Raw genomic sequence first — 26,321 nt, forward strand, 5'->3', positions numbered from 1 at the left:
GACGGGTTCCACGATGCATCGCTCCTCCCGGGGTTTCCGAAAAACACTTTCGCGCCCTTTCACCTCAAAAGAACGCGGCAGAGAAGAGCAACGTTCTTTTCTGCTGCCGGCGGTTCGTCTCCGGAAAAGGGAACTCAGGCCCGCAACATGAGGCCACTCTAGCGCAAAGCCTTCTGACTGGAAAGGGGAGCGCCGCGGTCTTTTTCCCTTTTCGTTGCTCGACCATGCCCGGCCTTTTCGAAACGCTTTTCCTATGTCGCTTTTATGGTATGCTCTGAAAGAGATCCTAACTTCACTCTTGCGTGGCAGGTGCGCCGATGACGCCGAAATCGCTGAGGCAACATTTCTTCCGTACCCTTTCTGTAGTGGGAGCACTCATGCTCGTTTTCTTCCTGGGCATACTTCTCTGGGGAGGATGGGTGGCAACCACGAAAGGCATGGCCTTTTTCGAGGAACACCTGGCCACTCTGGCGTCCCGCCAGGTCGCGGAATACAAGGACATGTTCGATCTCCTTGAGGAGAACGGCGATGCGCTTCTCCTCCGCTTTCTGGAGGATCTCAAGATGCATTACGCCGAGGAGGGGCGGCTTCCTTCGGAAGCTCCCGACGAGGAACTCGCCTCCCTGATGCGGCGCTTCGTCCGCGCCTCCGGTACATCCCCCTTCGACCCCGGAACCTTCCGCTACTACCTCATCGATCCCAAAGGGAGGGTAGCGCGCACCAACCATTCTCCCGACCTCGGGCTCGATCTTTCTCAATTCACACGGCTCTGGAAAACGCTCCGAACCATGGTTCCAGGAGAGGTGCGGCTTCAACGGGCCACCTCAGCTACCATGACCGACGACTACAACAAATATGCCTACTGGAAGCTGCGGGACGGCACTCTTCTCGAGGTGAGCGTCTCCGTGCCGCGGAAACACATGGATAAATACCTGGAGAAGATCCGAGGCATGCTGGGCTTCCCCTTCGTGACTTCCCTTGCCTTCGCCAGCCTCGCCACGAGAAGGCTCGAAACGGGAGACCCCGCCCTGACGGCCTCGGAGGATTGGGCTCTCATCCGGGAGGCGGGACGGGGAGGGAAAGAGCGCCTTCTGCTCCGGGACGGGTTCCTGAAGAGACGCCTGCTCCTCTACGTCCGCCCTCCCGGAGAGGACAACGTTGTCGTGGAGGAGCCGAAACTGCTGCTTCTCTCCCTCGATTTCACTCTTCTGGGCAAACTCTTCGGGGCGTTTCTTCTGGGAATTCTCTTTTTTCTTCTTGCAGGGGCAGGAGGACTCTCCATCGCCTTCAGCAGAATCGTGGACACTCTCACGACCCCCTTCGAGCGGCTTGCACGGAATATGGCGGCTCTTGCGGCGAATCCGGAGGAGTTCGCACCCGACCAAAACCTGAAGTCCTCTTCCGTGAAGGAAATTCAGGAGCTGCTCGACACCTTCCGCAGCATGGCGGCCAAACTCGGTGCGACCATGGAGGAGCGAGAAGCGGCGTTACAACAGGCCCGCGCCCTCTACGGAGAAACCCGGATCCTGAACGACGAACTGGAGCATATCCTCGGCGTGGCGGGACACCTCACCTCCGAAGCCACCTCCGGAGAGGAGACGTTTCTTCCGGAGCTGCTCCACATGGCGCTCCAGTTCATCCCCGAGGCGGACTGCGGCAGCATCTCCGAGGTGAACGGCGAGGAATGGCGCATCGTCGATGCAGTGGGACACGACGCGGAATGTCTTCGCACACTCCCCCTGAAGCGGACGCACCTTCGTGTGACGAAGGGAACAAGCGTCGTCCCCTGCCTCTGCGACGATCTCGATCGGCGCATGCCACCTCCGTTGGCGGAGAAATTCCGTACCGCCGCGCTCCCAATCCGCCAGTCTCTCCTGCACTCGTTCTTCCTGGACGAGGAGATGGTGGGACAGATCTGCCTGGACATCTCGGAACGGCGGGACGAGACGGTCACTTTCTCCCTCCGGTCGGAGCGCGTCCTCACCGCCTTCGGCAACATGGCCTCGGCCTATCTCGGCATCCGCCGCTACGTCGCCACTTCGTCGTCCTTCCAGAAACAGCTCGTCTCAATCATGATCGGCATTCTGGAGATCTACGACCACTACACCAAAGGACATTCCGAGAACGTGGCCCAACTGGCAAGCCGACTCGCCGCCGCTCTGGACATGGACGAAAACAGCATCTCCCGTATCTATTGGACAGGGCTTCTCCACGACCTGGGCAAGCTCCTCGTGCCTGTGACGGTGCTGAACAAACCGGGCCCGCTCGAAGAGGATGAGTACGAGGTCATCAAAATGCATCCCCGCTGGGGATACGCGGTGCTCTCCTCCTCGGCGAATCTGGAGGAGATCGCCCTGGACGTCCTGCACCACCATGAACGCTGGGACGGAAAGGGCTATCCCGAGGGCATCTCGGGAGAGGCGATCCCGCTCGGCGCACGCATCCTCTCCGTAGCGGACGCCTTCGACGCCATGACGAGCTGCCGCTCCTACCGCCCCGCCATGGAGAAAGACGAGGCTCTCCGGGAACTGGAACAACACCGGGGGACCCAGTTCGACCCTGCCGTGGTGGACGTGGCGCTCCGCATCCTTCCCTGAGGCAAGGCTCGCCCGGCACAGGAATCATACGCCTCGACAGCACGAAGCGACAAGAAGAGAGCCGTCTCCGGCGGATTGGAGACGGCTCTCTCTCGCACTTTGTAATTCGGGAACGGGACCTGCGAAAACGGGGCTTTCTAGCGAACGTCGGAAAGTGCCCCTTCCCGGAACTTCTGGAGAAGAACCTTCGCCACACCCACCGCCTCGGCGGCATCGGCGGAATAATGCACGCCGAGACGTTCGGCGTACTCCTTCGATACGGGAGCACCCCCCACCATGACCGCGAGTCCCTCCGCGAGCCCTTCCTCTCGTAGCGAATCCACAACGCTCTTCATGTTGGTCATCGTCGTGGTGAGCATGGCGGAGAGGCCCAGAACATGGGGACGCCAGCTCCGCACCTCCTCCACGATGCGCGCCGCCGGAAGATCCACACCGAGATTGCGCACCTCGAATCCAGCGCCTTCGAGCATCATGCCCACGAGCTTCACACCGATGTCGTGAAGATCTCCCTCCACGGTGGCGGTGAGAATGCGCCCGCTCTGCCCCGCCGCACCTGTCGCCAGGAGGGGACGGAGGATCTCCATTCCGCCCTTCATTGCCTTGGCGGAGACCAACACCTCGGGAACAAACATCTCCCCATCCTTGAAAAGGGCTCCCACTTCGTCCATGCCGGCGAGAAGCCCCTCCCGGAGAATTCCCTCGGGAGGACATCCCGCGTCGAGGGCCTTGCGGACGGCGTTTTCTGTCTGTGTGACCTGCCCTTCCACAACATGCTCTCGAACCGCCTCGTAGTGTTTCTCCACGTCCGGGTCACTCCTTTTTTGTCTCGTTCCGTCTCGTTCGTCCCGTCAGATGTCATCGACCGGAGAAGGTTTCCTTCCGGAGAGGTCCAGGTCCATCACCGCCCGGGAGGAGCGGATGTGCACCCGCATGGCCGCCTCCGCCCAAAGGCTGTCTCCGGCCTCCAGGGCATCGATGATGATGGCATGTTCCCAGGTCTGGCGGTCTCCCGAATCCGCCAGTTCGTAAAACGGATCCAGGAGGGACAGGTACACGTTGGTGCGGTTCATGGCGGACTCGACCGCCTGCTCCAGAAGACGGTTGCCAGAGAGGGAGGCCACGAGGAGATGAATCCTCTCGTTGATCCGGATGTACCCCTCCAGATCTCCCTGGGCGAGACAGCGTCGCTCCTCCCGCTCGGCCTCGCGAAGCCGTACCGTGTCCTCCTGCGACACCCTCTCTGCCGCAACGGAGGCGGCAAGACATTCGAGGGCCTCTCGAACCTGGTAGGCGTTCTCGATATCCCGAAGGGAGGGGACGGTCACCGTGGCTCCGTGGTTTGCGGAGATCGTGACCAATCCCTCCGAGGCGAGGCGTCGCAAAGCCCCACGAACGGGCGTGCGGCTGATGTTGATCTTCTTCGCCAGCGTCGGTTCCGCAAGCCGGGTTCCCGGCGGGAGTTTACGGGCGAGAATGGCCGCACGGATCCGCCCGTAGGCCAGATCCTCCAGTGTCGTCTTCTCCGGCGAGTCCGTTCCCTCGTCTCCGTTCCGCATGACTGTCCTCTCTTCCATAGGTGTTCAGATCCGAATGCCGGAACCACCCGGTGGTCGATGTTCCGACGGTGGGACGGCAAAAGAAAATGCCACCGGCTTCCTCAGGCTATTTCCCCGTGCCCGCCGCGGGAACCGCGTCGTTTTTCGCCGCCGGCCCGTATCCCTCGCGCCAGAAGATCTTGAACCCCGCGTAGGCGATGAAGGCGGAGACGAAGGGATTCAGCCAGTTGAGGATCGCGTAGGGCGCGTAGGTGAGGGTGGGAATGCCGAGCGTCCCCGCCATATAGGCGCCGCAGGCGTTCCAGGGGACGAGAGGCGACGTGAGCGTTCCCGCATCCTCGAGTGTCCTGGAGAGCATGCGCGGCTCCAGACCGAGTTCCTCGTAGGCGGGTCTGAAGAGGCGCCCCGGCAGGATGATGGCCAGATATTGGTCGCCGATGAGGAGGTTCACGGCGAAGCAGGAGGCCAGCGTGGCCGTCACGAGGTTTCCCACGCGGTTCATGTAGTTCACCACCGCGTGGAGAATGACGTGGAGATATCCCACCGCTTCGAGCATGCCGCCGAACCCGATGGCCATCCAGGAAAGGGAGATGGTCCACATCATGTTCTGCAGGCCTCCCCGGGTGAGCAGACCGTTCACGAGTTCCGCGATCTCCTCGCCGAAGACCTCCGCGGAGACGGCCCCCTCGTAACCGTAGTTCGCCGCGGTCATCATGTCGACGAACCCCACCCCCTGAATGACCATGCCGCAAAGAGCCCCCGTGACGATCCCCACGAACATGCCCGGCACGGCGGGAATCTTCAGGAGTGCCATGCCGATGACGCACAGAGGCGGCAGAAGCAGCAGCGGATGGATCTTCTGCACGCTCGCCAGAGCCTCCCGGATCTGGTTCACCCGGGTGGGATCGAAGTCGCCGCCGCCGTAGAGCAGGCTCAGGACGATGAAGGCCGCCCCCGCAAGAATCCAGGTGGGGCCCGTGGTGTAGATCATGGCGCCGATGTGGTCGTAGAGCTTGGCCCCGGACACGGCGGGAGCGAGGTTCGTGGTGTCGGACAAAGGGCTCATCTTGTCGCCGAAGTAGGCCCCCGCCACGATGGCACCGCCCGTCATGCCCGCGGGAATGCCGAGACCGGCTCCCACGCCGACGAGGGCCACGCCGATGGAGGCCGCCGTGCCCCAGGAAGTTCCCGTGGCGAGGGCGACGATGCTGCAGATGATATAGGTGGCGATGAGAAAGATCTTCGGTGACAGAATCGCCAGGCCATAGTCGATCATGGTGCTGATGACCCCCGAGATCATCCACACACCCACGAGAATGCCCACGAGCATGAGAATGAAGAAGGCGGACATGCTGGCGTTGATGGCGGAGACGAAGCCCCCCTCCAGATGCTCCCAGGTGTTCTTGAGGCGCAGCCCGAGAACGGTGACGAAAAGGACGCAGAGAAAGATGGGAATGTGCGCGTCGAGGCCCAGCATGAGAATGCACACGGTGATGACCCCCGCGATGGCGGCCACCACGCCGACGGACTCGGCGAGCGTCGGAGTCTTCCCCTGGCCTCCCCGCTTCTCTCCGAGTGCCTTCTCCTCCTGATATCCTTCCACTTCCGGCGGCAACTCTCTGGACATGTCTCTTCAGCCTCCCTCTTCTTCTCTTCGGCTCGGGACGCTGTCCCGACGGAGCAACACGCTCCGCCGGGGCGACATCCGCTCCGACGCCGCCGAAGCCGGTACGGCGAACTGCGGCGGCGCACCCGGGAAACGCTCCGGAAAGAACGGGATGGAAACGTCATTCCATACAGCCGGGGTCAGATCCCTCCCTTTTCTGCGGCGTAGGTCTCGAGAATGCGGTCGAGTTCCGCATCCACCGAGACGGGAAGTGGTTCCGGCGCATGGTGTTCCATAATCCACGCCGCCTTTTCCCGGGCACGCTCCAGGGCATCGGCACGCCCCGAACTCTCCCAGACGTCGAAGCTGCACCGACGCAGCACCTCGGGCTGCCACAACTCCCGCATGTGCTCCAGCGTGTGGGGATCGGTCATGAAATCCCCCCGGGGCCCCACCCGCAGGATGGCCTCCACGGCGAGGGACTCCGCGTCGGTGGGAAATCCTTCCTTGACGCGGCGGACCATCTCGTAGATCTCGCACCCCAGGACAAGTTCCTCGTAGGAGAGCACCGTGGCGTTCTTCAGAAGCCCCGCGCCGGGCATGAGGTCCGCGCCGCAAAGTGCGGAGGTGTACACGGAGAGGGAATCCTCCACGGCGGACTGCCATCCCGGAGCACGTGCCTCGGTCCCCATGACGCCGGTCATGACGGGAATATTGTAGTGGATCCGCGCCATGGCGATGGTTCCCGCCTGGATCAGGTAGTCCTCGGGACCGTTGGAGGTGACGCCGCCGGACTTGAGGTCCATCACGGTGGAACACGAGGCGTACCAGGAGGGACACCCCGGCGTAACGCACTGCACCAGAGTGAGCCCGGCGAGGACCTCCGCGTTGGCGAGCACGAGATTCCCCGCCACGGTGACCGGCGCGGTGGCCCCCGAGAGAGGCATGGTCATGATTCCCGTGGGCAGCCCTTCCCTCGCAAAGGCGAGAAGTGCCTCGCAGGCGCCTCGCTCCAGCGCGAGAGGGCTGGTGACGCTCTCGAAAAGGGAGATGAGCGGGCGGCGGCGCAACGCCTCGCGTCCTCCCGCCACCGCCGCGGCCATGTCGATGACGCCCCGGGCGCAGAAACCGTCCGCCACGGTCATGGTCATGACGTGTTTGGTGGTGTTGCGGAGTTGGCATCGCGTTTCGTAAAGGGGCTGCACCGGCACGGGGCAGTCCCGGGCGGTGGCGATGGGCCACACGTAGCCGATCTGCTCCAGATAGTCCGCCAGCCGCGTGGCCGTCTCAAGGTCGGCGAGGGTGGTGGGGCGGCGGACTCCGGTCTCGAAATCCAGAATTTCCATGCCGTTGCCGTCGAGATTCATGTAGGTGTGACGTCCGTCAAGGAGAAGATCCTCCTCAGGAGTGCGCCCGCAGAGGCGGATCACCGAAGGGATCTTCCGCAGAGCCCCTTCCACGAGCGTCCAGGGAAAGAAAACCCGATCCTCCTCGACACGGGCACCCGCCCGAGCGAGGATCTCCCGGGCCTCCTCCGAGGCGATGCGCATACCCGCATGTTCCAGCACCGTGAGGGAGGCGCCGTGAATGGCCCGGCGCTGCTCCTCCTGAACCAGCACGATGGGAGGATTCCAGTAGCGCGGTATGGGAGCGATGGGCTTTTTGGGGCCGTAGCCTTTCTTCCGTTCCCGTGCCATGGCTTCGCCCCGCCCTCCTAAAGTTCCGTCACCCGATGGATGATCTTCACACCCCGCTTCGCCATCTCCTGGAGGAACCGCTCCACTGCGGGGGCGCAGGTACCAACCGCCTCGGGAGGGTTCACGCCGGGCATGCGCAGGACTCCTTCGGCGATCAGACGCCCCACGATCACGCAGGGAAAGCCCGTGGTCCGGGCCATGGAATGGTAGCCCGTTCCGGGATCCCGCTCGTCGTAGAGGGCATATTCCTCCCGAATCTTCTTTCCATCCTTCTCTCCCGTGACCAGCACATGGAAGAAAGTGAACTCCACCTCGTCGTCCCGGAGCTTCATCTTGGGATAGGCAAGGGCGGCGAAGAGATCCCGGGGCGCCACCTTCTGCCCCTTCACGTCCACCGGATCCGTGTCGAACAGGCCGATCTCCCGAAGAAACTCCATGTCCCGGGCCGTCCCGGGATAGCGGAGGGTGATCTCCTTCACGTCGGGACAGGGGATGGAATCGAGGAGCGACCGGGCACCGTCGGTGTAGAATCCCTCCATCTGCGGCACGGAGATGCCGGGAATGTCGAAGGTGAGGAGCTGCCGTCCCGAAAGGGCGGGCTCCTCCACGATCTTCCCGTTTCTCTTGATGCGGGCGGGGCGAACGAATTCCTCCACCAGGTCATCCGGGGAGAAGACGAGGCGATAGTTGAAGGGGGGCTCGGGACTCTTGGGAAGCCCCGTGACGTAGATCGTCACGTCGTCGACGCGGTCGAGCCGTCGGCAGGCGTCTCCGATGAGGATGCTCGACGCTCCGGGGGTGACCCCCACGTCCTCGAAGAGGGTGACCCCCGCCTCCTTGGCGGCCCTGTCCCAGTCGCGGTATTCCTCGCCCATGAAGGAAATGTCCGACATGTCCACGCCCGCCTTGATCACCGCACCGATGGCGGCATAGCCCATGGATCCCGGAACGGCGCCGATGACGAGATCATGCCCCCGTACACCCTCGGTGATGGACGCGGGAGAGGCGAAATCGATCCCCGTCGTGATCTTCACGGGATTCTTCGCCTTTGCGGCGGTCTTTTTCAGCGCTTCTTCGTTCGCATCCGCCACGGTCACCTCGTAGGCATCGTCCGCCGCCAGATCCAGAGCCATGACGGACCCCACGAGTCCGCATCCCAACACGATCACCTTTTTCTTCACAACGATCCCTCCTGTTCACGTGTCGAAGGTCTCCCGGTGGAGCACCTCCGCTCCTGTTCTTTGTGCTCTCCCGTCTCAATCCCTGTGGACGGTGAAGGACTCCTTCAGGGAAAATCCCCGCTTCCGCAACTCCTCGGCGAAGCGTTTTCCGGGGACGGCGAGTTCCACGGGATGCACGCCCCGGGGCGTCACCCCCTGGGCGTTCAGAATCGCCGTGATGGAACCGTCCCATCCGGTGGTGCGCTCCATGGCGGTGAAACCCGTTGCCTCGTCATAGTAGTCGATCAGGTCGAGCAGCACCTCCGCACGGCGCCCGTCCTTTTCCCCGATGCCCTTCACCCGGACGATGACGAAATCCCGGTCCTCGGGACGTGCCCGCAGCTTGGGATCGAGGACCCGATGCAGCAGTGCCCGGGGAGAGACCCGCATTCCGTCCACATCGACGGGCTCCTCTTCGAGGAGTCCCGCGTCCATGTAGGCCTTCCACTGGGCGAAGTGTCCCGGCCAGCGCAGCGTCTTGTTCCAGAGCGTCCTGACCTTTCCCTCGTAGGTCCAGGGCATGGTGGACGTGCCGCCTCCGGCGACGAAGGCCTCCATGACGCCGATCTTTCCGCCGAAATCCACCGTCTCGTAATCCTCCTCCAGGAAGGTGGGGACCTCCACTCTCTTTCCGTTCCGGAGGAAATGGGCCACTCCGTAGTACTCGTTGGTAAGGCCCGCGATGTTGAAAGTGAGAATGTAGTTGAACGGGGGCTTCGGATGCTGGTCGTTGCCCCCGTCCCACATGAGCAGTTCCTCCGTGCGGTCGAGAAAGGTCATGGCGTAGCTCATGAGGGCCGTTCCCATTCCCGGCACCTGCCCGCAGTCGGGCACCACGGCGATTCCCGCCGCCTCCGCGGCGTCGCTGCGCTTCATCTGTTCCCGCACCAGATTCGTATTGCCCCCCAGATCGCACATACAGGCCTTCGCATCGATGGCAGCCTCCAGAACCGAAGGGTTCAGCCAGTAGGGCACGGCGGAGAGGAAGGAATCTACCGACTCCAGAAAACGACGGAGTGCCGCGCCGTCCCGTGCGTCCACCTGATGGGCCTCCGCGACGGAACGCCCCAGGAGCGTGTTCACTCTTGTCGCAGACCGCACCGCCGCCTCCAGGTCCGCATCCCCCACGAGAACCCGCTCGGCATCCCCGTTCTTCGCCATGTCATACGCCGCCGCCGTTCCCTGCCTTCCGCCGCCGAGCACCGCATACACGAAACCCATGGACGAACCCTCCTTCACCCTTCCGCACCCCCGCCGTTCCGGCAGGCGCACGTTCCGAAGACCGCCACGACCAACGCTCCGCCGCACACATTCCAACGTTTCCCGGGGAAGAATCCTCCGCTCCGTACACGGAAGAAGCATTCCCTCCCCATTCCGCCCGAAAAAGAGTTCCACGCTCCGGCCTCAGACGAGACGGGCCTCGTACTCCCGGAGAATCTCCCGCACCTCCGCCTCTCCGGGAAGGGGTTCCGGCTCGTGTTTCTCCAGCAGTTTCCGCGCCCGCCTCTCCGCCAGGTCCGCAGGAGAGAGGCGCCCCGAGGCCTCCCACTCGTCCCGGGTGGAGCCCCGGTCCAGAACACGGGGCTGCCAGATCTCGCGCATGTGCGCCAGGGTGTGCTCCTCGGTGAGATAGTTTCCCCCCGGCCCGACACTTTCGATCACGGAGAGGGCGAGGCTCTCGTCGTCCACAGAGAGACCGCCTGCGGCCCTGCGGAGAAATCCGAAGATCTCGCAATCCAGCACCGTCTGCGCCGCGGAAAAAATCGTCGCACCCTGAAGCAGGCCCGCACCGCACATCATGTCCGCGCCGGCGAGAAAGCTCGCCATGCCTGAAAGAGCGTTTTCGAATCCCGCCTGCCAGTCCGGCATCCGGGCACCGGAAGCAAAGGTTCCCACGTTGGCGGGAAGACCGTAGTAATGGGCCAGTGCGCAGCTCGCCATCTGGAGAAGACAATCCTCCGGGCCGCCGCAGGTGACACCCCCCCGGCGAAGTTCCAGCACGGTGGCGCAGGAACCGTAGAACGTGGGCGTACCGGGAAAGAGAAGCTGCTGGAGCGTAATCCCCGCGAGAACCTCCGCGTTCCCCTGGGCGAGATTCGCCGCGAGAGTCGCCCCCGCGGTGGCGCATCCGATGGTCATGTTGAGAAATCCCGTGGGAATGCCCGCCTCGGAGAAACAGAACGCCGCCTCAAGACTGTCTTTGTCATAGGAGAGGGGACTGAAACTGCACTGGAAATTCGAGAGGATCGGGCGCTTGCGGAGCGCCTCGCGGCCCCCGACGACGGCCGCGGCGAGCTCGATGCTTCCCCGGGCCGCCGTGGGCGTTACCGCCGTCATGGCCTGCACGTGCTTGGAGGAGAAGCGAAGGAGCGCCTCCAGCTCGTGGAGGGGCTGTACCGGAGGCGGAACGTCCTGGGCGCTCACCACGGGCCAGAGGAAAGCGATCTCGGGAAGCGCGTCGGCGAGGTGGGCCGCCGTCTCCAGATCCGCCTTTCGAGAGGGACGTACCGCTCCCGTCGCGGCATCGAGAACGAAAAGGCCGCTTCCGTCGAGAGTCAGGTATCCCTGTTTCCCATCCAGAAAAAGGTCGTTCTCGGGATTACGGGCATAAAGCGTATACGTTTTCGGAGCACTTTGCAGGGCGATCGCCACGGATTCGGGAGAAAACCGCACACGCAGACTAGGCGAGCCATTCCACTCCTCTTCCTCGAAAAAGAGCCCTTTTCCCGCAAGGGCATCCCGCCTCTCGGCGGAGAGGGGCATTCTCAGCCCCATTTTTTCAAGAATTTGAAGGCTCGCGTCCGAAATACGACGCAACTCTTCATCGGACAGAACGGTGCTCCGCACTCCCCATCGCGCCGTATGAATCACGCCGAACACCTCCGAATATGTATACGAATGATGTATACCTCAAGAACTACCTTAGCCAAGGGGTTGCACAATGTCAAGACTCTTCCGACACGTTCTCTTTTTCGCAATGTGCACCGCACGACACCTTTCGCCGGAACGCCGAAAACGAACAGATCGCCACCACGGGTGCACCTCGCGCCGGGCCGTACCGGACTGAAGAGCAAAGCCCCCTTCCCGTCGGGATGCGGAGAGCACGAAACGAGGCAATACGTCTTCTTCGAAAAAAAAGGATCCGGAGAAGAGCGCGCAGGGACGACGAGGACGCGCTACGGCAAAGTTCCTGATTCGGGAACAACGCGGACGACGTCACTCTTCGGGAGAGATTTGTGACACGATCTTTCGGAAAAAGGAAGAAACGGGCAGAATGGATTTTGCGCAAGAGCTGTCAGGCGCAACGGGGATCTATTCGGTAAGGTAGAACCACGCAGGGAGGTCGGCTCCATGAGGACGGAAACACGAACGCTCTGGGAGGAGCGCGTTCTCCGGGTACAGCGATACATCCAGGACCATCTCGACGAACCCCTTTCCCTGGATACGCTCGCCGAAACGGCGGGATTCTCGCGCTTTCACTTTTCCCGCATCTTTTCGGGAATCACGGGAGAGTCCCTGACGGACTACATGCGACGGCTCCGGCTCGAACGAGCCGCCTTCAGGCTCCTCTACACGGAACAGTCCGTCACGAATCTCGCTTTCGACGCGGGATACGAGAACGCCGAATCGTTCACCCGGGCCTTCGCCCAGCTCTACGGTGTTCCTCCCGGACGCTTCCGGCGCCGGCTCCGGGAGGCTCTCGATCACCGACGGACCGTTCTCGAACCTCACGGCAGAACCTACTCGGCGATGCTCGCCCACCACGAAGGAGGAATTTCCATGAACATGACCATCGAGCACTTCGACCCCATCCGCGTGGCCTTTCTCCGCCACATCGGCCCCTACGCCGCAAGCGGTGCGGCCTGGAGACGCCTTTGCGGCAATCCGGCAGTGCAATCACGCCTGACCCCGGAATCTCTTTTCATCGGCATCTGCTACGACGATCCCGACGTGACCGAGGCGGACAAGATCCGCATGGACGTCTGCGTGAGCGTGGACGCCTCCTTTATCCCCGAAGACGGCATCGAGGTGCAGACCATCGAGGGCGGCGAGTACGCCCGGGTGATCCACAAGGGAAGCTACGACGGCCTGCACGGCGTCTACCGGGCGCTCTACGGAGAATGGATTCCCGCGAGCGGCAGAGAGCCCAAGGGAACTCCCCCCCTCGAAATCTATCTCAACGACTGCACCACCCCGCCGGAGGAACTCCTCACGGAAATCCGGGTTCCACTCCGGTAGAGGACTGCCGGGAACGCATTCCTCCACCCTTCACGACACCGCCACGCCGGAGCGAAAGGCCCGCCTCGAACGAGGCGGGCCTTTCGCGTATCCACATCGCCGAAGATCGCGTTTTGCCTCGTCCTCCATCATTGACTGATTTCACAGATAAATGATATTATCCGAATGTCCGACATTCATATGTTCAGCCATGCAGCGAGCCCGCTCACAAAAACATACTGACGAAGGGGATGTTTGGCGTGAAAATGGAGACAATGCTGCTGAGCCAGAGGGAGATTCAATCGCTTGTCACAATGAAGGACATCATCGAGTGCGTCGACAAAACCTTCCACGGAATGGGAGACGGAACTGTCGTCAATCCCACCAAAGTCAATCTCGACCTCGGAGAAACCTCACCGTTTCCCCCCTACGACGGATTCATGAACGCCATGCCGGCCTATGTCGGGTGGAATGACAGCGCCGGAATCAAGTGGGCCGGAGGCTTCCTCGGCGAACGAAAAAAACAGGGACTTCCCTATGTCACCTCGCTCATTCTTCTCCTCGACCCGAAACTGGGACACTTCCGCGCCGTCATGGACGGAGCCTACATCACCAACATGCGTACGGGCGCACAAACGGCAGTCGCTCTCAAGTACCTCCACGGCGAAAGAAAGACGCTGCGTCTCGGCCTGTACGGCGCAGGAATGCAGGGACACACGCAAACCATGGCTCTTTCCGAACTGTTCGACCTCTCGGAGGTGCGTGTTTACGACGTCAACGCCAGCGCTTCCGAACGCTATGCGGATGACATGAAAGACGTCGTGAAGGGGCGCATCCATATCGCGAAAAACCCTGAAGAGGCAGCCGAGGCTGATGTATGCGTCTGCGTCACCCAATCGAAAGAGGAGTTCTTCCGACACGAATGGTTCCGGCCCGGCATGATTCTCTTCCCCATGGGTTCCTATCAGGAATGCACGGACGAATGCATCCTGAACGCACACAGCATCATCGTCGACCATATCGGCCAGACACTCCACCGGGGAGCACTCGCCAAACTCGCGGATGCAGGAGCCATCACGGAGAAGAACATTTCCGCCACAATCGGAGAACTTGCGGTGGAGAGAAAGAGTATTCCCGTCTCCGGCAAGCGTGTCCTTTGCATTCCCATCGGCACCGGAGCAATGGATATTTCCGTCGCCGCGCTGGCCTGGGAGCGTGCAAGCGCCCGGGAAATGGGCGGGAAATACGTGTTCGTCGAATAAGAAAGGAAGGCCACTCATGCAGGAACTGCTTGAAATACTCAGGAAAGAAACCAAACCGGCTCTGGGCTGCACAGGCCCCGTATCGATCGCCTTTGCCGCCGCTGCGGCCCGGGATGCCGTGGGCGGAACGCCCCAACGCGCAACAGTTCGCATGGACAAGGATTCTTACAAGAACAGTTTGCGTGTCGGCATTCCCGGAACCGATCATATGGGCATCGACATTTCCGTCGCGCTCGGGGTTGTCGCCGGAGATCCCGCCGCGGGACTCGAAGTTCTCAACAAGGTGACGCCCGAGGAAGAAAAGAACGCTCTGGCGTTCGTGAAGCATGTCGACGTGGACATTTTCTGGGAGTATGAGGGTGTGGGACTGCGCATCGAGGCCGAGGTCGAGACGGACAAGGGTATCGGCCGGGCAATCGTCGCGAAGACGCATACGAACGTCGTCTATCTGGAAGCCAATGGTGCCATACTGCTCGATAACCGTGCGAGCCTCGAAGGAACGTCGTTCGACTATTCGAAAGATGCGATTCTCGGATACACCCTGAAAGATCTCTACCGGTTCGCCGAAACAGTCCCCCTTGCGGACATCGACTTCCTGAAAAGCGGCATCGCCATGAACCGGAAACTTGCCGAAGCAGGCCTCGCCGGGGGTGTCGGAGCCGGATTCGGCCCGGCATACAGAAAATGGGAGAACGGCAACCTCATGCTCAAAGTGAAGTCCTATACGGCCGCCGCTTCCGACGCCCGCATGGGCGGGCTCGGCCTCCCCGCGATGAGCTGTGCGACAAGCGGCAACGTGGGCATCACCGCCATGCTTCCGCTCGTTGTTGCGGGCGAAGAATTCGGTGTGAACGAGGAGGTGACACTGCGGGCCATCGCATTGAGCTATCTGCTGACAATTCTCATGAAAAGCCGCATCGGTCGTCTTTCCGCCATCTGCGCCTGCGCCATGGCAGCAGGAATCGGCGTCGCGGCGGGAACGTCGATGCTGCTGGGCGGCGACGTCGCCTGCGCGGACCGCGCCATCCAGAACATGACGGGCAGCCTCACGGGCATTGTCTGCGACGGTGCCAAGTACGGCTGCGCGCTCAAACTCTCCGCAGCGGCGGGAATGGCGATCGAATCGGCACTGCTCGCACGCGACGGCTACGTTGTTCCGCGGGGAGACGGCCTCGTCTGCGGAAACGCGGACGAATCCATGGCCGCGATCGGCCGGACCGCTCAGGAGGGAATGACTCCCGCAGCAACCGTGATGGCCCGGATCATCATCGAGAGAGAAAACGCAGCAAAAGCGCTCGAATAACCCGGATGTTCCCCGCCGAACATCGTTTCGGACCGAAAGGGTGATCCATGGTGGAAACACGACGATCTGCGCTGAGGCACATGCTTCTTCCGCTCGACAAGGCACTCGATGCCGTTGTCGTACTGAGCCTCATCGTCATCTCGCTTCTCGTCTTCGGACAGGTGCTTCTCCGGTACGTCTTCCGTTCTCCTCTCATGGGCATCGAAGAATTGTGCTACTTTCCGACGACGTGGCTTTATCTCGCCGCCGCGGTAAAAGCATCGTCAGAACAGAACCAGCTCATTGCCCGGGTTCTCGAAATCTTTTTCCATCGGAAAAAACAGATCTTTCTGCTGCGTGCGATCGCGGCGCTTCTCGCCTCGGGGATTCTGTGCTGGCTGACCTATTGGGGCTACGACTTTCTCAAGTACTCCCTGCGCGTCGAGAAGCTCAGCGACACCCTCTTCATTCCCTGGATCTACGCGGAAGCCCCGGTTTTTCTCTGCATGGCACTGATGCTGCTCTACACCGTTGTCGAATTTTTCGACTACACGCGCCTCTTCCTGGCGACCCCGAAGGAGATTCCCGTCAACGACCAAGAAGAGGAGGGCTTCTAGCATGGTAACCATTTCCATCATCTCTCTCGTCATCCTGATGGGCCTTCTTTCCCTCGGCATTCCCATCGCGCTCTCCTTCAGCGGCGCACTTCTGTACATGAGCATCGTCGGCGGTGTTTCGATGAAGGGCATGATGCTCTGGGGGTTGCAGCAGATCCTGAGTCCGGCATTGCTCTGCATTCCGCTGTTCATCTACGCCGGATCGCTGATGAGCCAAAGCGGCATCGCGAAGTACCTTCTCGAATTCGTCGACATCTTCGTCGGGCGAGTCCGCGGAGGACTGGGCATCGTCGCGACCGTCACATGCGCCCTGATCGGTGCCATCTCGGGCAGTGCCTTCACCGGCGTTGCGGCGACCGGAAACATGCTCATCCCGGAAATGGTGGCCCGCGGCTATCCCAGGCCGTTCGCGACCGCGCTCGTAACCAGCTCGTCGATCCTCGGCGTCCTGATTCCGCCGAGCACACCGATGATCATTTTCGGATGGGTTACGGGAACCAGCGTGCTCGCGTGCTTTCTCTCCACCATCGGGCCGGGGCTTCTCACCATGGCAATCTTCTGCGGAATCAATCTGTACTGCGCCAGAAAATTCCCCCTTGTCCTCGCGCCGGAAATCAGCGCGGAGGAAAAACAGCGGCAGATCGTGCGCAAGGGATGGAAGGCGCTTCCCGCGCTCTTCATGCCCGTTCTCATTCTCGGCGGCATCTACGGCGGCGTCATGACACCCACGGAAGCCGCCGCGGCGGCAGTCGTCTACTCCATTCCCGTGGGGTTTCTCGTGTACAAGGGGCTGACGCCCAAGACCTTCTTCTCCGTGTCCCAAAGTTCGGGAGTTTCGACCGGATCCATCATGATCATGATCCTGTGCAGCATGATGCTGAGCCAGACCTATGTCGTGCTCCAGATCCCACAGCTCATCGTGAAGGCCGTGTTCAGCCTGACGACGAACAAGACCATGATTCTCGTTCTGATCAACCTCCTGCTGCTCTTCGTAGGAATGATCGTCAACGATGTGACCGGCATCATTCTGGTCGCACCCCTGCTCCTGCCACTGGCCCAGGCAATCGGCCTGCATCCGATCCAGTACGCCGCGATTTTCTGCGTGAACCTAGCGATCGGAAGCCTGACACCACCCTATGCGAGTCTGCTCTACCTCGGGATGCGTATCGGCAAAGTCGAGTTCGTCGACATCCTCCCCCATGTGGGGCTCTTCCTTCTGGGGTACGTTCCCGTCATGCTGCTGACCACCTATTGGCCGGCTTTGTCGCTGACGCTTCCGAGGGTTCTCGGCTACATGTAAGCCACCGCCGTCGCAAAAGGAGAAGGGAGGGATGCGGTCGCAAAATCCCTGGGCGTGAAATGTCCGTCCCGATGCACCAAACCGTTTACCCGTGAACGCTGGCCTGTATTCTCTATTCCTTGAGGAGGGATTCCGAGTGAAAAAGTGTGTTGCTCTGTTTCTTGCGACCCTGGCCTTCGGCACAATGCTCCTCGCCGGTTGCGCCTTTGCGTCGGAACAATCCTACACGTGGAAAGTCGCCCACATCCGCCCCGCCGGCTCCGAGATCGACAAGGAGATCACGTGGTTCGCCGACGAAATGCGTGCGGCCACGAACGGCCGGATCGACATCAAGGTGTATGGTTCGAACCAGCTCGGCGATTACACCGTCGTCCAGGAGAAGATCGGCATCGGTGCCGTGGAGATGGGAATCATGTCCGCCGCCACGAATGTGGACAAAAAGCTTCTTGCCTTCACGCTGCAGTATGTCGTGCCCACCTACGCGCTCGCACGGAAGAACTACGCCTCCGGAACGCCCTTCACCGACTACGTCGCAAAGCTGTATGAAAAGCAGAACATCAAGGTGCTGGCATACTGGCCGGTTTATTTCGGAGGCATCGGCCTGCTCAAAGAACCCGCCGAGCCGCTCAACCCCACCTCTCCCAAGAATCTCAAGGTGCGTGTCCCGACGATGAAAACCTGGGAAGTCCTCGCCGACGCGTTCGGATATCAGGCAACGCCCCTTCCGTTTTCCGAGTTCTTCACGGCCGCCCAAACAGGGATCGTCAACGGCATTTTCGGCGGAGGCGCAGAGAACTACTATGTTTCTTTTAAAGACATCATAAAATGCTACATCGCTGCCAATACACACTTCGAATGCTGGCCTTTCATGATCAATCTCGACCTCTACAATTCTCTCTCCGACGCTGATCGGACGCTCCTCGACGCAAAGGCGAAGGAACTCGAACAGCGGCGCTGGGCTCGGGTGGAAAGCGACCAGGACAAGTACGTCGATCTGCTCGAACAAGCCGGAACGGCCGTGTACCGTCCGACCGAGGAACAATTGAAGGAGTTCGCCCGGATCGGCCGTGAAGCCTCCTGGGCAGAGTTCGAGAAGATCGTCGGCGGCGCGGCATTCAAGGAGATCACCTCCACGTTCGTGCTCGAATAAGTCCCAATCGCCCCACGTGCGGTGGGAGAACCGCGAGCACGGCTCTCCCACCGCCGTACGTCCCGAATGGAATGCACGCGCCACCGAAGAGAACGTTTCGTTTTTTCATATCCAGAAGAGGAGATGCGACATGAGAAAGATCACTGTCATGAGCGCCGGCAACGGCGGACAGGCACTCGCCGGAGATCTCGCACTCCGGGGACATTCCGTCACGCTCTACGAACATCCGGCATTCGCAGCCGTTGTCGACGCCATTCGAGACAGAGGAAACATCATCACGATGGAGAACAGGATCGTCGGCGACGGAAAGCTCGCCAACGCAACGACGGACGCGGCAGAGGCACTGCGCGAGGCCGAGATCGTCTACTTCACGGCACCGTCCTTCGCCCAGAAGGCATTCTTCGATCTCACACTGCCGTATTTCAGGGATGGACAAATCCTCGTTCTCTCTCCCGGCAACTACGGAACGTTCGGCCTGAAAAACGCGTTCCGAAAACTCGGGCGCGACGTGCTCGTCGGCGAAACGGACAACCTCCCCTATGCTTGCGCGGCGATCGAACCGGGAAGAGTCAACGTCCGGGGCGTCAAAAATCCCGTCACACTCGCCGTCCTTCCAAACCATGATTACGACCGCGTCGATGCGGCAATGCGCCAGGCGTTCTGCACGTCGTACACAAAGGGCGCGAACGTCCTCCAGACGAGCATGGCCAACACGAACATGATCGTCCACTGCGTCCCCATGCTCATGAACGCCGGAAGAATCGAGAACACGAAAGGCGATTTTCGTTTCTACTTCGACGGCATGCCGCCCTGCGTCTGTCGCGCCATGGAGGCCGTGGATCGCGAGCGTCTGGCGGTCGGAAAAGCTTTCGGACTCGATCTCATGAGCACGGTGGAGACGATCCGCACACAGTACAATGTCCAAGGCTCCGACCTTTATTCCGTCATACAGGCGAACACCGCGTTCGGCGGACAGAAACCCGATGCACCGAAGACCCTCGACCACCGCTTTCTCACCGAGGACACACCTTTCTCCATGGTTCCCCTCGTTGAACTCGGAGCACTCGCAGGCGTCGCCACACCGATCATGCGCTCGGTCATCGAGCTTTGCGGACTTCTTCTGGACGAAGACTACTTCAAGACGGGACAGACCCTCGCGAAGATGGGCCTTGAAGGAAAATCGCCCCGCGAGATCGCGGACATGATATAGAACTGAAGATATCTTCCCCGGAGGAGAGAAGACGATGGAAAACGCGGCGATCAAAAAAGCCATACGGATCGAACCGGAAGACAACGTCGCGGTGGTCGTGCAGGACACGGCCGCCGGAGAAACGCTCCACTGCGCAGAATTGCGCATCGACGCGAAAACTGCGGTTCCCCTGGGCCACAAGGTCGCGATCACTTCGATCACACGCGGCCGACCCGTCGTGAAATACGCCGTCACCATAGGCCTCGCCTCGTGCGACATCGCCGAGGGCGAACACGTGCATTCCCACAACGTGGAGGACATCACGAACCGGCTGTGCAACGAATACGAGCGTGCGTTCCGGGCGGAGAAAGGGTGACACCATGACGAAGATCAACGCCTACAGACGCCTCGACGGTCGTGTCGGAATCAGGAATTACATCCTCGCGATCTCCATGGTGTCCTGTTCCAACACCGTCACGGAGCGAATCGCACACGCAACCGGAACGATTCCCGTCGTGCACGAGCAGGGGTGCACGGAATTCGAGCACGATCACGAGCGGACCAAACTGGCGCTCATCTCGGCGGGAAGAAACCCGAATGTCGGCGGTGTTCTACTCGTGGGGCTCGGCTGCGAACAGACGAACATGGAGGAGATCCGCAGCACCATCGCCGAAACGGGCAAACCCGTCGAGACGGTCCTCATTCAGCGCGAGGGAGGCTCGCCCCAGGCAGAAAAGCGGGGAGTGGAACACATCCGCCGGATCAAGGCGATGGTCGAAGCGGAACGACGCGTTCCCTGTTCGGTGGGCGACCTCGTCGTGGGCGTCCAGTGCGGCGGGTCCGACTGGACCACGGCACTGTCTGCGAATCCCGTCATCGGCGTGATGACCGACCTCGTCATCGCGAACGGGGGCAGCGTCCTCATGTCCGAAGTGGCGGGCTTTCCCGGAAGCGAGCACATCGTTGCGGCCCGTGCGGCAACCCGCGACGTGGGTCTGCGCGTACTCGACATGATCTCGGAGCTCCGCGAGGAATACCACAGCACCTACGGACAACGGATCGAAGAAGTCAACCCGACGCCTGGAAACAAGGCCGGAGGGATCACGACACTCGTGGAAAAATCCATGGGAAACATCAAGAAAATGGGAACATCGCCCGTACAGGGGGTCCTGAAACTCGGAGAACCCGTTCCGCATCCGGGACTTTGGATCATCGACAACCGTGCACAGGGTCCGGACCCGTTCAACCTGACCGGTCTCGCCATGGAAGGCGCTGTCGTGACAGCCTTCAGTTCCGGTCGCGGCTCACCCGTCGGCAACGCAGTCATGCCGACACTCAAACTCACCGGAAATCCGGAAACGTTCGAAAAACTCGCGAGCATCACGGATTTCAACGCGGGAACCGTCATCCAGGGCTGTTCCATCCCCGAGACGGGAGCTGCGCTGTATGCATTTCTGTTGGAAGTGGCGAACGGGCGCGAGACCAAATCGGAAATCAACGGCAACTTCGAGTACATCATTCCCCGCGAGACCGCAAGGGGAACGCACGGCAGGTGTCCCCTTTCGTCATAAACGGACAGGCCGACCGTCTCTTCTCCTTCCCGCAGGAAGACCGCCTGTCCCCGTGCGAACGGGCGGTCTTCCTTCCCTTCGCACGCAAGAAGCTCCCGCAAGCAACGCTCCATCCGGCAACATCCGAACAAGGATACATGTGCCCGAAAATCGTCTGTATCATGTACGGAATGTCGTACTGTATAATATGTTCCCGGAAAAGAACAGCGCCGCCCCATGAGAACGGCATGTCTTTTCGGCTTCCTCGGTTATGTCGTGAATGCCATCGGAATATCACCATGTTTAGGGAGGTTGAACACCATAGTGTTGAAACATGCAAACAGATCCACGCTTCATGACGATGTCATGGCCCAGATGATCAAGGCGATCAAGGAAAACCACTGGGCACCCGGGAGCAAACTTCCGGGGGAGCAGGCGCTGGCAGCGACATTCGGCGTCAGCCGCACGTGCATCCGCGAGGTATTGAAGGCACTTGCCCATTCCGGCGTCCTGGAGGCGCATCCGGGGCAGGGCACGTTCCTTTCGGCGAACGCCGACAGGATCCTGAACGGAACGCAGCTTGCCGTAACAATGTTCTCCGATTCCTCGTACACGGAACTCATGCAGATCCGGCAACTTCTGGAGGGGCAGGCGGCGTACTGGGCGGCGGAACGGGCGACCCCCGAGGACATCGACAAACTCGAGTACATTCTGAGGGGTGAAGAACGCGGCGAATCTCTCTACGACATTCACGACACATTCCACAACGCCATCGTCGAAATCTCCGGAAACCATCTCCTCACCAAACTCCTCAATTCACTGCGCAGTGAAATATGGGCACAACGGGAGTTCCACTACTCCCTGCTCCCGGACACGGACAGGCGTGAACACTGGAAAGTTCTCGAGGCGATGAAAAGCGGCTCTCCCCACAAAGCGCGGGAGGCAATGGTTCGTCACGTCAATTTTTTCTGGAAAAAAAAGTACGATACGGAAAACGACGCTCCGGAGAAGAAGTAACGCAGCCGGGCACATGCCCTGTTCTCGATACCGCCCGCCCCTCGCGCTACAATGACAGGTGCAGCGGAACCGTGCAGGAGGGTGCGTTTTCCCTGCCGGAAACATCCGCGACGGAGGCGACGCTGTGAAAAGACACCGGGACGACAACGGATTGCCTGTCTCCTTTCTCGTGGCCTCCTCCGCGGACGATCTGGCCGAGGCGGTCAGAGAACTCCGCCTCGACGAGAGCCCTTTTCTCGGCATCGACACGGAAACCACGGGGCTCGACCCGATCCGATGCCGGGTCCGCCTGGTACAGATCGCCGCGCCGGAGCGCTCGGTGCTCCTGGCGGACCTGTTCCGCATCCGGACCGCGGAGGCGCGGGAGCCCCTGCGGCGCCTTCTGACGGGCAAAGCCGTGAAGATCTTCCAGAACGCCGCCTTCGATCTGGCTTTCCTCGCCGGAGAGGAACTCCCCGTGGCTCCTCCCCTTTTTGACACCATGCTGGCGGCCCAGCTTGCGGCCTGCGGCGAGGACGACGGCAGTCATGGTCTGGGTGCCCTGGCGGCGCGCCATCTCGGCGTGGACCTCCCCAAAGAGCTGGGACGCAGCGACTGGCGCACCGCCTCCCTGTCGTCGGAACAGCTCTGCTACGCCGCACGGGATGCGGCGATCCTGCTTCCCCTCCGGGAGGCCCTCGTCGCTCTCCTGCGAAGCAAGGGACTCGTTGGGACGGCGAAGCTCGAATTCGACTGCGTTTTCGCGATTGCGGAAATGCACGCCACAGGAATGCCCCTCTCCCGGGAGCGCTTCGACGCCCTTCGAACGACTTTGGAAGAGGAGAAGGCCGCCGCCCTCAAGGTGCTCCGGGCTGCCCTCGGAGCGCTTCCGCGGCAAGGGCAGCTCTCTCTCTTCGACGACGGCGCTCTGGTGAACCCCGACAGCACGAAGCAGCTCCTCGAAGCGCTCCGGCTTCGGGGCGGCCTTCCGCTGACGGGAACATCCCGAAGCGACCTGGAGCCCTTCGCGGATCACCCCGCCGTGAAGGCCCTTCTGGAGTACCGGAAGATCGCCAAGGCCGCTTCTGCCTTCGGGGATGCCATTGCCGCACACATTCATCCCGTCACGGGGCGCCTGCACTCCCATTACGCACAAGTGCGCACCCCCACGGGCCGCCTTGCCTGCGCAGCGCCCAACATCCAGCAGATTCCCCGGGAAGCCCGGTTCCGACGCTGCTTCGCCGCGCCGCCGGGCAAGCGCCTCGTCCTTGCGGACTATTCCCAGATCGAGCTGCGCGTGGCCGCGGAAATCAGCGGGGACACCCGGATGAGAGAGGCCTACCGCTCGGGCGAGGACCTGCATCGCGTCACCGCCTCGCTTGTGACGGGAAAAGCCCCGGAGGACGTGACAAAAGGAGAGCGCCAGCTCGCCAAGGCCATCAACTTCGGCCTCATCTACGCCATGGGCGCACGGGGGCTGCAGCGCTACGCCCAGAGCACCTTCGGAGCGGCCATGACCGGAGGCGAGGCGGAGCACTTTCGCTCCCGCTTCTTCGACGCCTATTCCGGTATCGCCGCCTGGCACCGGAAGGAAGCGGAAAATCCCTCCGCGGAGGTTCGAACCCTCTCGGGAAGGCTGCGCCGCATTCCTCCCGGCGAGGGGCTTCCCGGGCGCCTCAACACTCCCGTCCAGGGAACCGCAGCGGACATTCTCAAGGAGGCCCTGGGCAGGCTGCCCGCCGCCCTCTCCGGAACGGAAGCGCGCATCGTCGCCTCCGTGCACGACGAAATTCTCCTCGAAGTGCCCGAAGAGCACGCCACCGCCGCCGCGGAAATCCTGTCGCGCACCATGGAGGACGCGGGAGCCCGCTTTCTTGCATCCGTTCCCGTCGTGGCCGAGGCGGTGGTGGCGGAAAGCTGGGCGGAGAAGTAGGCGCGGAGGGGCTCTCCTGTTTCACCGGTGCCGTTGACGCATCGCCCCCTGAGCGTGCGACACCCCGTCGCGGCTTCCGTGCGTCAAGGACATGCGGAGAGCATCCACACCGGGGGAACGAGCGGTGCCGCGCACCTCAGGCTTCGTCGTCGGCGAGCCGGGCCCAGCGCTCGTGGTCCTTCCACCCCTCGCCGTTCACGTTGAGATAGCGGGGAGAATACCCTTCCTTGCGGAAACCGCAGCGGCGTACCAGGGCGATGGAGGCCGCGTTTCCCGGCTGGATGTTCGCCTCCAGCCGGTGGAGCCCCAGGTCGCCGAAGGCAAAGGACATGACGAGCCCGATCCCTTCGGTCATGAACCCCCGCCCCGCGAAGGGCGCACCCATGTAGTAGCCGAGATAGGCGCTCTGGAACCACCTCCGCACAATGGCATTGAGGTTGATCACTCCGGCGATCTCCCCCGTGTCGTTCAGGCACAGGAAAAACCCGTCGTCCCGCTCGCCGTCCCGGCCGCGGAGGTATTCCCGGAAAGCCTCCCCGTCCGACGGAGGATAAATCCAGGGAGCAAGGAACTCCAGGCTCCGCCGCATCAGTGCGAGGAATTCGTCCTCGTCCTCCGCGACGGGCCTCCGAAGAAAAACGTGCGCACCCTTCCGCAACCTATCCATGGACATCGCTTCCCTTCCCGAAAACCGACACGACCACGAAACAGCAAACGGGCCGTCTCCCGAAAATCCGGGGACGGCCCGTGCGGCACGAACGACCCTATTCCACCCGGAACTGATCCGCTCCGTCGCTCTTGCGGATCTCCACGATCTTCCGGTCCCGGAGTTCCTTGAAGAGCTTGGTCTGGCTGTTGAGTTTCTTTCCCCGGTACGTGAAGGCCTTGTAGGTGTTCCTGATCTTGTTGCCGAAGGAGGAAAAGTGATGCCATTCGTCCTTTGGAAAGGATTCAAGGACGAGCTTGATCTGGCTCGCCTCTTCCCGGGTGAAACCCAGGTCGGACAGGAACTCCCACTTCTTCCCCCCGGAATCGTTGCTCTCCCGCTCGCGTCCCTTCCGGTAGTCCTCCAGCACAAGCACCGCATCACAGGCACTGTTGAAGATGGGACGCTCCGCGTCGCTCTTCTTCGTGACGAGCCAGACCTCCCTGCCGTATTTCCGGAGCTTGTCCATCACCACGGTGAAATCCGCGTCTGAGGTGATGAAGATGTACTGGTCGATCTCGGGGTTTTTCTGGTAAAGGCTCTCGAAGGCTTCAATGGAAATGATCAGGTCTGCGCGGTTCTTTTTGCTCGATTTGGAGAGATGGGGCGTTTCCCTGATGTCGAAGTTGAGCTGCAGAAGCTGTTCCCGGAAATTTTTGATGGAGTTGCTGTCCCCGCAGGCCAGCTTGATGGCGTAGACGTTGGTCAGCTCTTCGTCGTCGGACTTGAGGGCGATCTCCTCCAGCAGGAGCCGAAGGTCCGTCTCAGGAGAAATATTCTCCAGGTCGATGTAGATTGCCCGAAAATAGCGCGTCTTCATTCTCTTTCCCCTCCCCTGGGGTACGCTCATGGCACATCGCACAACGAGAACCGGAAACCGATGTCATCGCGGCGGGCGGCTGCAGAAGATGCGCTTCCACGACACCACGAAAAAACCTTCCGCAACGCCCAGGCACAGAGGGCACGGAAAGCGGCCGGACCAGCCGACATGACCTCCACCTCCGAAAAAGACAGCAGTACCCACCTACCTGCGTGAAGAACGCATGCACCGCATGCTAACATAAGGGGGAATCACCTTCAAGTGCGGGAGCGCCACCAGCATAGCCGAATATCGCTTTAAAGGATGAAGACGCACGCAACTCACAGGTTAAGATCCATGTCCAAAGCCCAACGGGAAAAGCGAAAGCGTTTCCGACACGCCGAGCCGCTTCGCCGCGTCTTTCAGGCTCACCTCTGAGAGGTGTCGTATTGGCTTGTCAGAGTGTCCATCAAAGGTGGGTAAGATCATTTCGGCTGTAGTGGAAGGTTCCATAAGATTTTCCGTCATTCCGTCATCTCCGCGAGCATGTCCGCGATTTCCCTCTCGATCTTTTTGAGATCGGCCTCGATCTCTTCAAGTGGTCTTGGCGGCTGGTACTTGTAGAAATAGCGATTGAAATTGA

At 61.3% G+C, this 26,321-nt stretch carries 21 protein-coding genes; 12 read left to right on the plus strand and 9 right to left on the minus strand.

Annotated elements, in window-relative coordinates; translation table 11 throughout:
- Positions 1-317 precede the first annotated feature (317 nt).
- Positions 318-2,597 carry an HD-GYP domain-containing protein gene (locus Q1K49_RS03725; RefSeq protein ID WP_300522963.1) on the plus strand — a complete coding sequence of 760 codons (2,280 nt, stop codon included), beginning with the start codon at positions 318-320 and terminating at the stop codon, positions 2,595-2,597.
- Positions 2,598-2,734: 137 nt separating this feature from the next.
- On the opposite strand, the gene Q1K49_RS03730 is transcribed toward Q1K49_RS03725, so the two are convergent.
- The 7 genes from Q1K49_RS03730 to Q1K49_RS03760 all read right to left on the minus strand — a co-directional run bounded on the left by Q1K49_RS03730 (position 2,735) and on the right by Q1K49_RS03760 (position 11,547).
- Entirely contained in the window at positions 2,735-3,400 is a 666-nt protein-coding gene (locus tag Q1K49_RS03730) for a corrinoid protein (RefSeq protein ID WP_300522966.1), read from the minus strand.
- 45 nt (positions 3,401-3,445) lie between these two features.
- A complete protein-coding gene (locus Q1K49_RS03735; RefSeq protein WP_213692587.1) occupies positions 3,446-4,153 on the minus strand; it encodes a GntR family transcriptional regulator in 708 nt (235 codons plus the stop codon).
- Positions 4,154-4,259: 106 nt separating this feature from the next.
- Positions 4,260-5,780, minus strand: coding sequence for a Na+/H+ antiporter NhaC (gene nhaC, locus Q1K49_RS03740; protein ID WP_213692586.1), 1,521 nt, complete (start codon positions 5,778-5,780; stop codon positions 4,260-4,262).
- A gap of 179 nt (positions 5,781-5,959) precedes the next feature.
- The gene (locus tag Q1K49_RS03745) at positions 5,960-7,456 is read right to left on the minus strand and encodes a trimethylamine methyltransferase family protein (protein WP_213692585.1); all 1,497 of its coding nucleotides are present in this window, start codon (positions 7,454-7,456) and stop codon (positions 5,960-5,962) included.
- 17 nt (positions 7,457-7,473) lie between these two features.
- Positions 7,474-8,637: a saccharopine dehydrogenase C-terminal domain-containing protein gene (locus Q1K49_RS03750; protein WP_213692584.1), complete on the minus strand. Its 1,164-nt coding sequence runs from the start codon at positions 8,635-8,637 to the stop codon at positions 7,474-7,476.
- 75 nt (positions 8,638-8,712) lie between these two features.
- Complete coding sequence (locus tag Q1K49_RS03755) at positions 8,713-9,897, minus strand: saccharopine dehydrogenase C-terminal domain-containing protein (protein ID WP_213692583.1); 1,185 nt, start codon at positions 9,895-9,897, stop codon at positions 8,713-8,715.
- A gap of 183 nt (positions 9,898-10,080) precedes the next feature.
- Positions 10,081-11,547 (minus strand): trimethylamine methyltransferase family protein, encoded by a 1,467-nt coding sequence (locus tag Q1K49_RS03760; RefSeq protein WP_300522973.1) that lies wholly within the window; start codon positions 11,545-11,547, stop codon positions 10,081-10,083.
- Positions 11,548-12,027: 480 nt separating this feature from the next.
- Here Q1K49_RS03760 and Q1K49_RS03765 point away from each other — a divergent pair, with 480 nt between their 5' ends.
- The 11 genes from Q1K49_RS03765 (at position 12,028) to Q1K49_RS03815 (ending at position 24,173) form a co-directional block, all read left to right on the plus strand.
- The gene (locus Q1K49_RS03765; RefSeq protein ID WP_213692581.1) at positions 12,028-12,915 is read left to right on the plus strand and encodes an AraC family transcriptional regulator; all 888 of its coding nucleotides are present in this window, start codon (positions 12,028-12,030) and stop codon (positions 12,913-12,915) included.
- A 245-nt stretch (positions 12,916-13,160) separates the two neighbouring features.
- Positions 13,161-14,156, plus strand: coding sequence for an ornithine cyclodeaminase family protein (locus Q1K49_RS03770; protein ID WP_213692591.1), 996 nt, complete (start codon positions 13,161-13,163; stop codon positions 14,154-14,156).
- Between the two features lie 16 nt (positions 14,157-14,172).
- On the plus strand, positions 14,173-15,459 hold the full coding sequence (locus Q1K49_RS03775; RefSeq protein ID WP_213692580.1) for an L-serine ammonia-lyase, iron-sulfur-dependent, subunit alpha: 1,287 nt from the start codon (positions 14,173-14,175) through the stop codon (positions 15,457-15,459).
- A gap of 47 nt (positions 15,460-15,506) precedes the next feature.
- A complete protein-coding gene (locus Q1K49_RS03780) occupies positions 15,507-16,055 on the plus strand; it encodes a TRAP transporter small permease subunit (protein ID WP_300522974.1) in 549 nt (182 codons plus the stop codon).
- Position 16,056: 1 nt separating this feature from the next.
- Positions 16,057-17,355: a TRAP transporter large permease gene (locus tag Q1K49_RS03785; protein ID WP_213692579.1), complete on the plus strand. Its 1,299-nt coding sequence runs from the start codon at positions 16,057-16,059 to the stop codon at positions 17,353-17,355.
- A 136-nt stretch (positions 17,356-17,491) separates the two neighbouring features.
- Positions 17,492-18,505, plus strand: a complete 1,014-nt coding sequence (gene dctP / locus Q1K49_RS03790) for a TRAP transporter substrate-binding protein DctP (protein WP_300522977.1) — start codon at positions 17,492-17,494, stop codon at positions 18,503-18,505.
- Between the two features lie 130 nt (positions 18,506-18,635).
- A complete protein-coding gene (locus Q1K49_RS03795; RefSeq protein ID WP_300522979.1) occupies positions 18,636-19,715 on the plus strand; it encodes an NAD/NADP-dependent octopine/nopaline dehydrogenase family protein in 1,080 nt (359 codons plus the stop codon).
- A gap of 34 nt (positions 19,716-19,749) precedes the next feature.
- Positions 19,750-20,070 carry a UxaA family hydrolase gene (locus Q1K49_RS03800; RefSeq protein ID WP_213693877.1) on the plus strand — a complete coding sequence of 107 codons (321 nt, stop codon included), beginning with the start codon at positions 19,750-19,752 and terminating at the stop codon, positions 20,068-20,070.
- A 4-nt stretch (positions 20,071-20,074) separates the two neighbouring features.
- Positions 20,075-21,265: a UxaA family hydrolase gene (locus Q1K49_RS03805; protein ID WP_213693876.1), complete on the plus strand. Its 1,191-nt coding sequence runs from the start codon at positions 20,075-20,077 to the stop codon at positions 21,263-21,265.
- 303 nt (positions 21,266-21,568) lie between these two features.
- Positions 21,569-22,261, plus strand: a complete 693-nt coding sequence (locus Q1K49_RS03810) for a FadR/GntR family transcriptional regulator (RefSeq protein WP_213693875.1) — start codon at positions 21,569-21,571, stop codon at positions 22,259-22,261.
- Positions 22,262-22,385: 124 nt separating this feature from the next.
- The gene (locus Q1K49_RS03815; RefSeq protein ID WP_213693874.1) at positions 22,386-24,173 is read left to right on the plus strand and encodes a bifunctional 3'-5' exonuclease/DNA polymerase; all 1,788 of its coding nucleotides are present in this window, start codon (positions 22,386-22,388) and stop codon (positions 24,171-24,173) included.
- Between the two features lie 136 nt (positions 24,174-24,309).
- On the opposite strand, the gene Q1K49_RS03820 is transcribed toward Q1K49_RS03815, so the two are convergent.
- Both Q1K49_RS03820 and Q1K49_RS03825 read right to left on the minus strand, forming a co-directional pair.
- Entirely contained in the window at positions 24,310-24,840 is a 531-nt protein-coding gene (locus tag Q1K49_RS03820; RefSeq protein WP_300522985.1) for a GNAT family protein, read from the minus strand.
- Between the two features lie 97 nt (positions 24,841-24,937).
- Positions 24,938-25,699, minus strand: a complete 762-nt coding sequence (locus Q1K49_RS03825) for an NYN domain-containing protein (protein ID WP_300522986.1) — start codon at positions 25,697-25,699, stop codon at positions 24,938-24,940.
- Between the last annotated feature and the right edge of the window lie 622 nt (positions 25,700-26,321).

This window comes from Aminiphilus sp. (genome assembly GCF_029975095.1).
Classification (GTDB): domain Bacteria; phylum Synergistota; class Synergistia; order Synergistales; family Aminiphilaceae; genus Aminiphilus.

Excerpts from the sequence above, each read along its gene's own strand:
- Q1K49_RS03745 (WP_213692585.1), bottom strand. The coding sequence starts at position 7,456 with ATGGCACGGGAACGGAAGAAAGGCTACGGCCCCAAAAAGCCCATCGCT.
- Q1K49_RS03795 (WP_300522979.1), top strand. The coding sequence starts at position 18,636 with ATGAGAAAGATCACTGTCATGAGCGCCGGCAACGGCGGACAGGCACTC.
- Q1K49_RS03725 (WP_300522963.1), top strand. The coding sequence starts at position 318 with ATGACGCCGAAATCGCTGAGGCAACATTTCTTCCGTACCCTTTCTGTA.
- nhaC (WP_213692586.1), bottom strand. The coding sequence starts at position 5,780 with ATGTCCAGAGAGTTGCCGCCGGAAGTGGAAGGATATCAGGAGGAGAAG.
- Q1K49_RS03735 (WP_213692587.1), bottom strand. The coding sequence starts at position 4,153 with ATGCGGAACGGAGACGAGGGAACGGACTCGCCGGAGAAGACGACACTG.
- Q1K49_RS03755 (WP_213692583.1), bottom strand. The coding sequence starts at position 9,897 with ATGGGTTTCGTGTATGCGGTGCTCGGCGGCGGAAGGCAGGGAACGGCG.
- Q1K49_RS03800 (WP_213693877.1), top strand. The coding sequence starts at position 19,750 with ATGGAAAACGCGGCGATCAAAAAAGCCATACGGATCGAACCGGAAGAC.
- Q1K49_RS03770 (WP_213692591.1), top strand. The coding sequence starts at position 13,161 with ATGGAGACAATGCTGCTGAGCCAGAGGGAGATTCAATCGCTTGTCACA.
- Q1K49_RS03820 (WP_300522985.1), bottom strand. The coding sequence starts at position 24,840 with ATGGATAGGTTGCGGAAGGGTGCGCACGTTTTTCTTCGGAGGCCCGTC.
- Q1K49_RS03780 (WP_300522974.1), top strand. The coding sequence starts at position 15,507 with ATGGTGGAAACACGACGATCTGCGCTGAGGCACATGCTTCTTCCGCTC.
- Q1K49_RS03775 (WP_213692580.1), top strand. The coding sequence starts at position 14,173 with ATGCAGGAACTGCTTGAAATACTCAGGAAAGAAACCAAACCGGCTCTG.
- Q1K49_RS03765 (WP_213692581.1), top strand. The coding sequence starts at position 12,028 with ATGAGGACGGAAACACGAACGCTCTGGGAGGAGCGCGTTCTCCGGGTA.
- Q1K49_RS03805 (WP_213693876.1), top strand. The coding sequence starts at position 20,075 with ATGACGAAGATCAACGCCTACAGACGCCTCGACGGTCGTGTCGGAATC.
- Q1K49_RS03825 (WP_300522986.1), bottom strand. The coding sequence starts at position 25,699 with ATGAAGACGCGCTATTTTCGGGCAATCTACATCGACCTGGAGAATATT.
- Q1K49_RS03785 (WP_213692579.1), top strand. The coding sequence starts at position 16,057 with ATGGTAACCATTTCCATCATCTCTCTCGTCATCCTGATGGGCCTTCTT.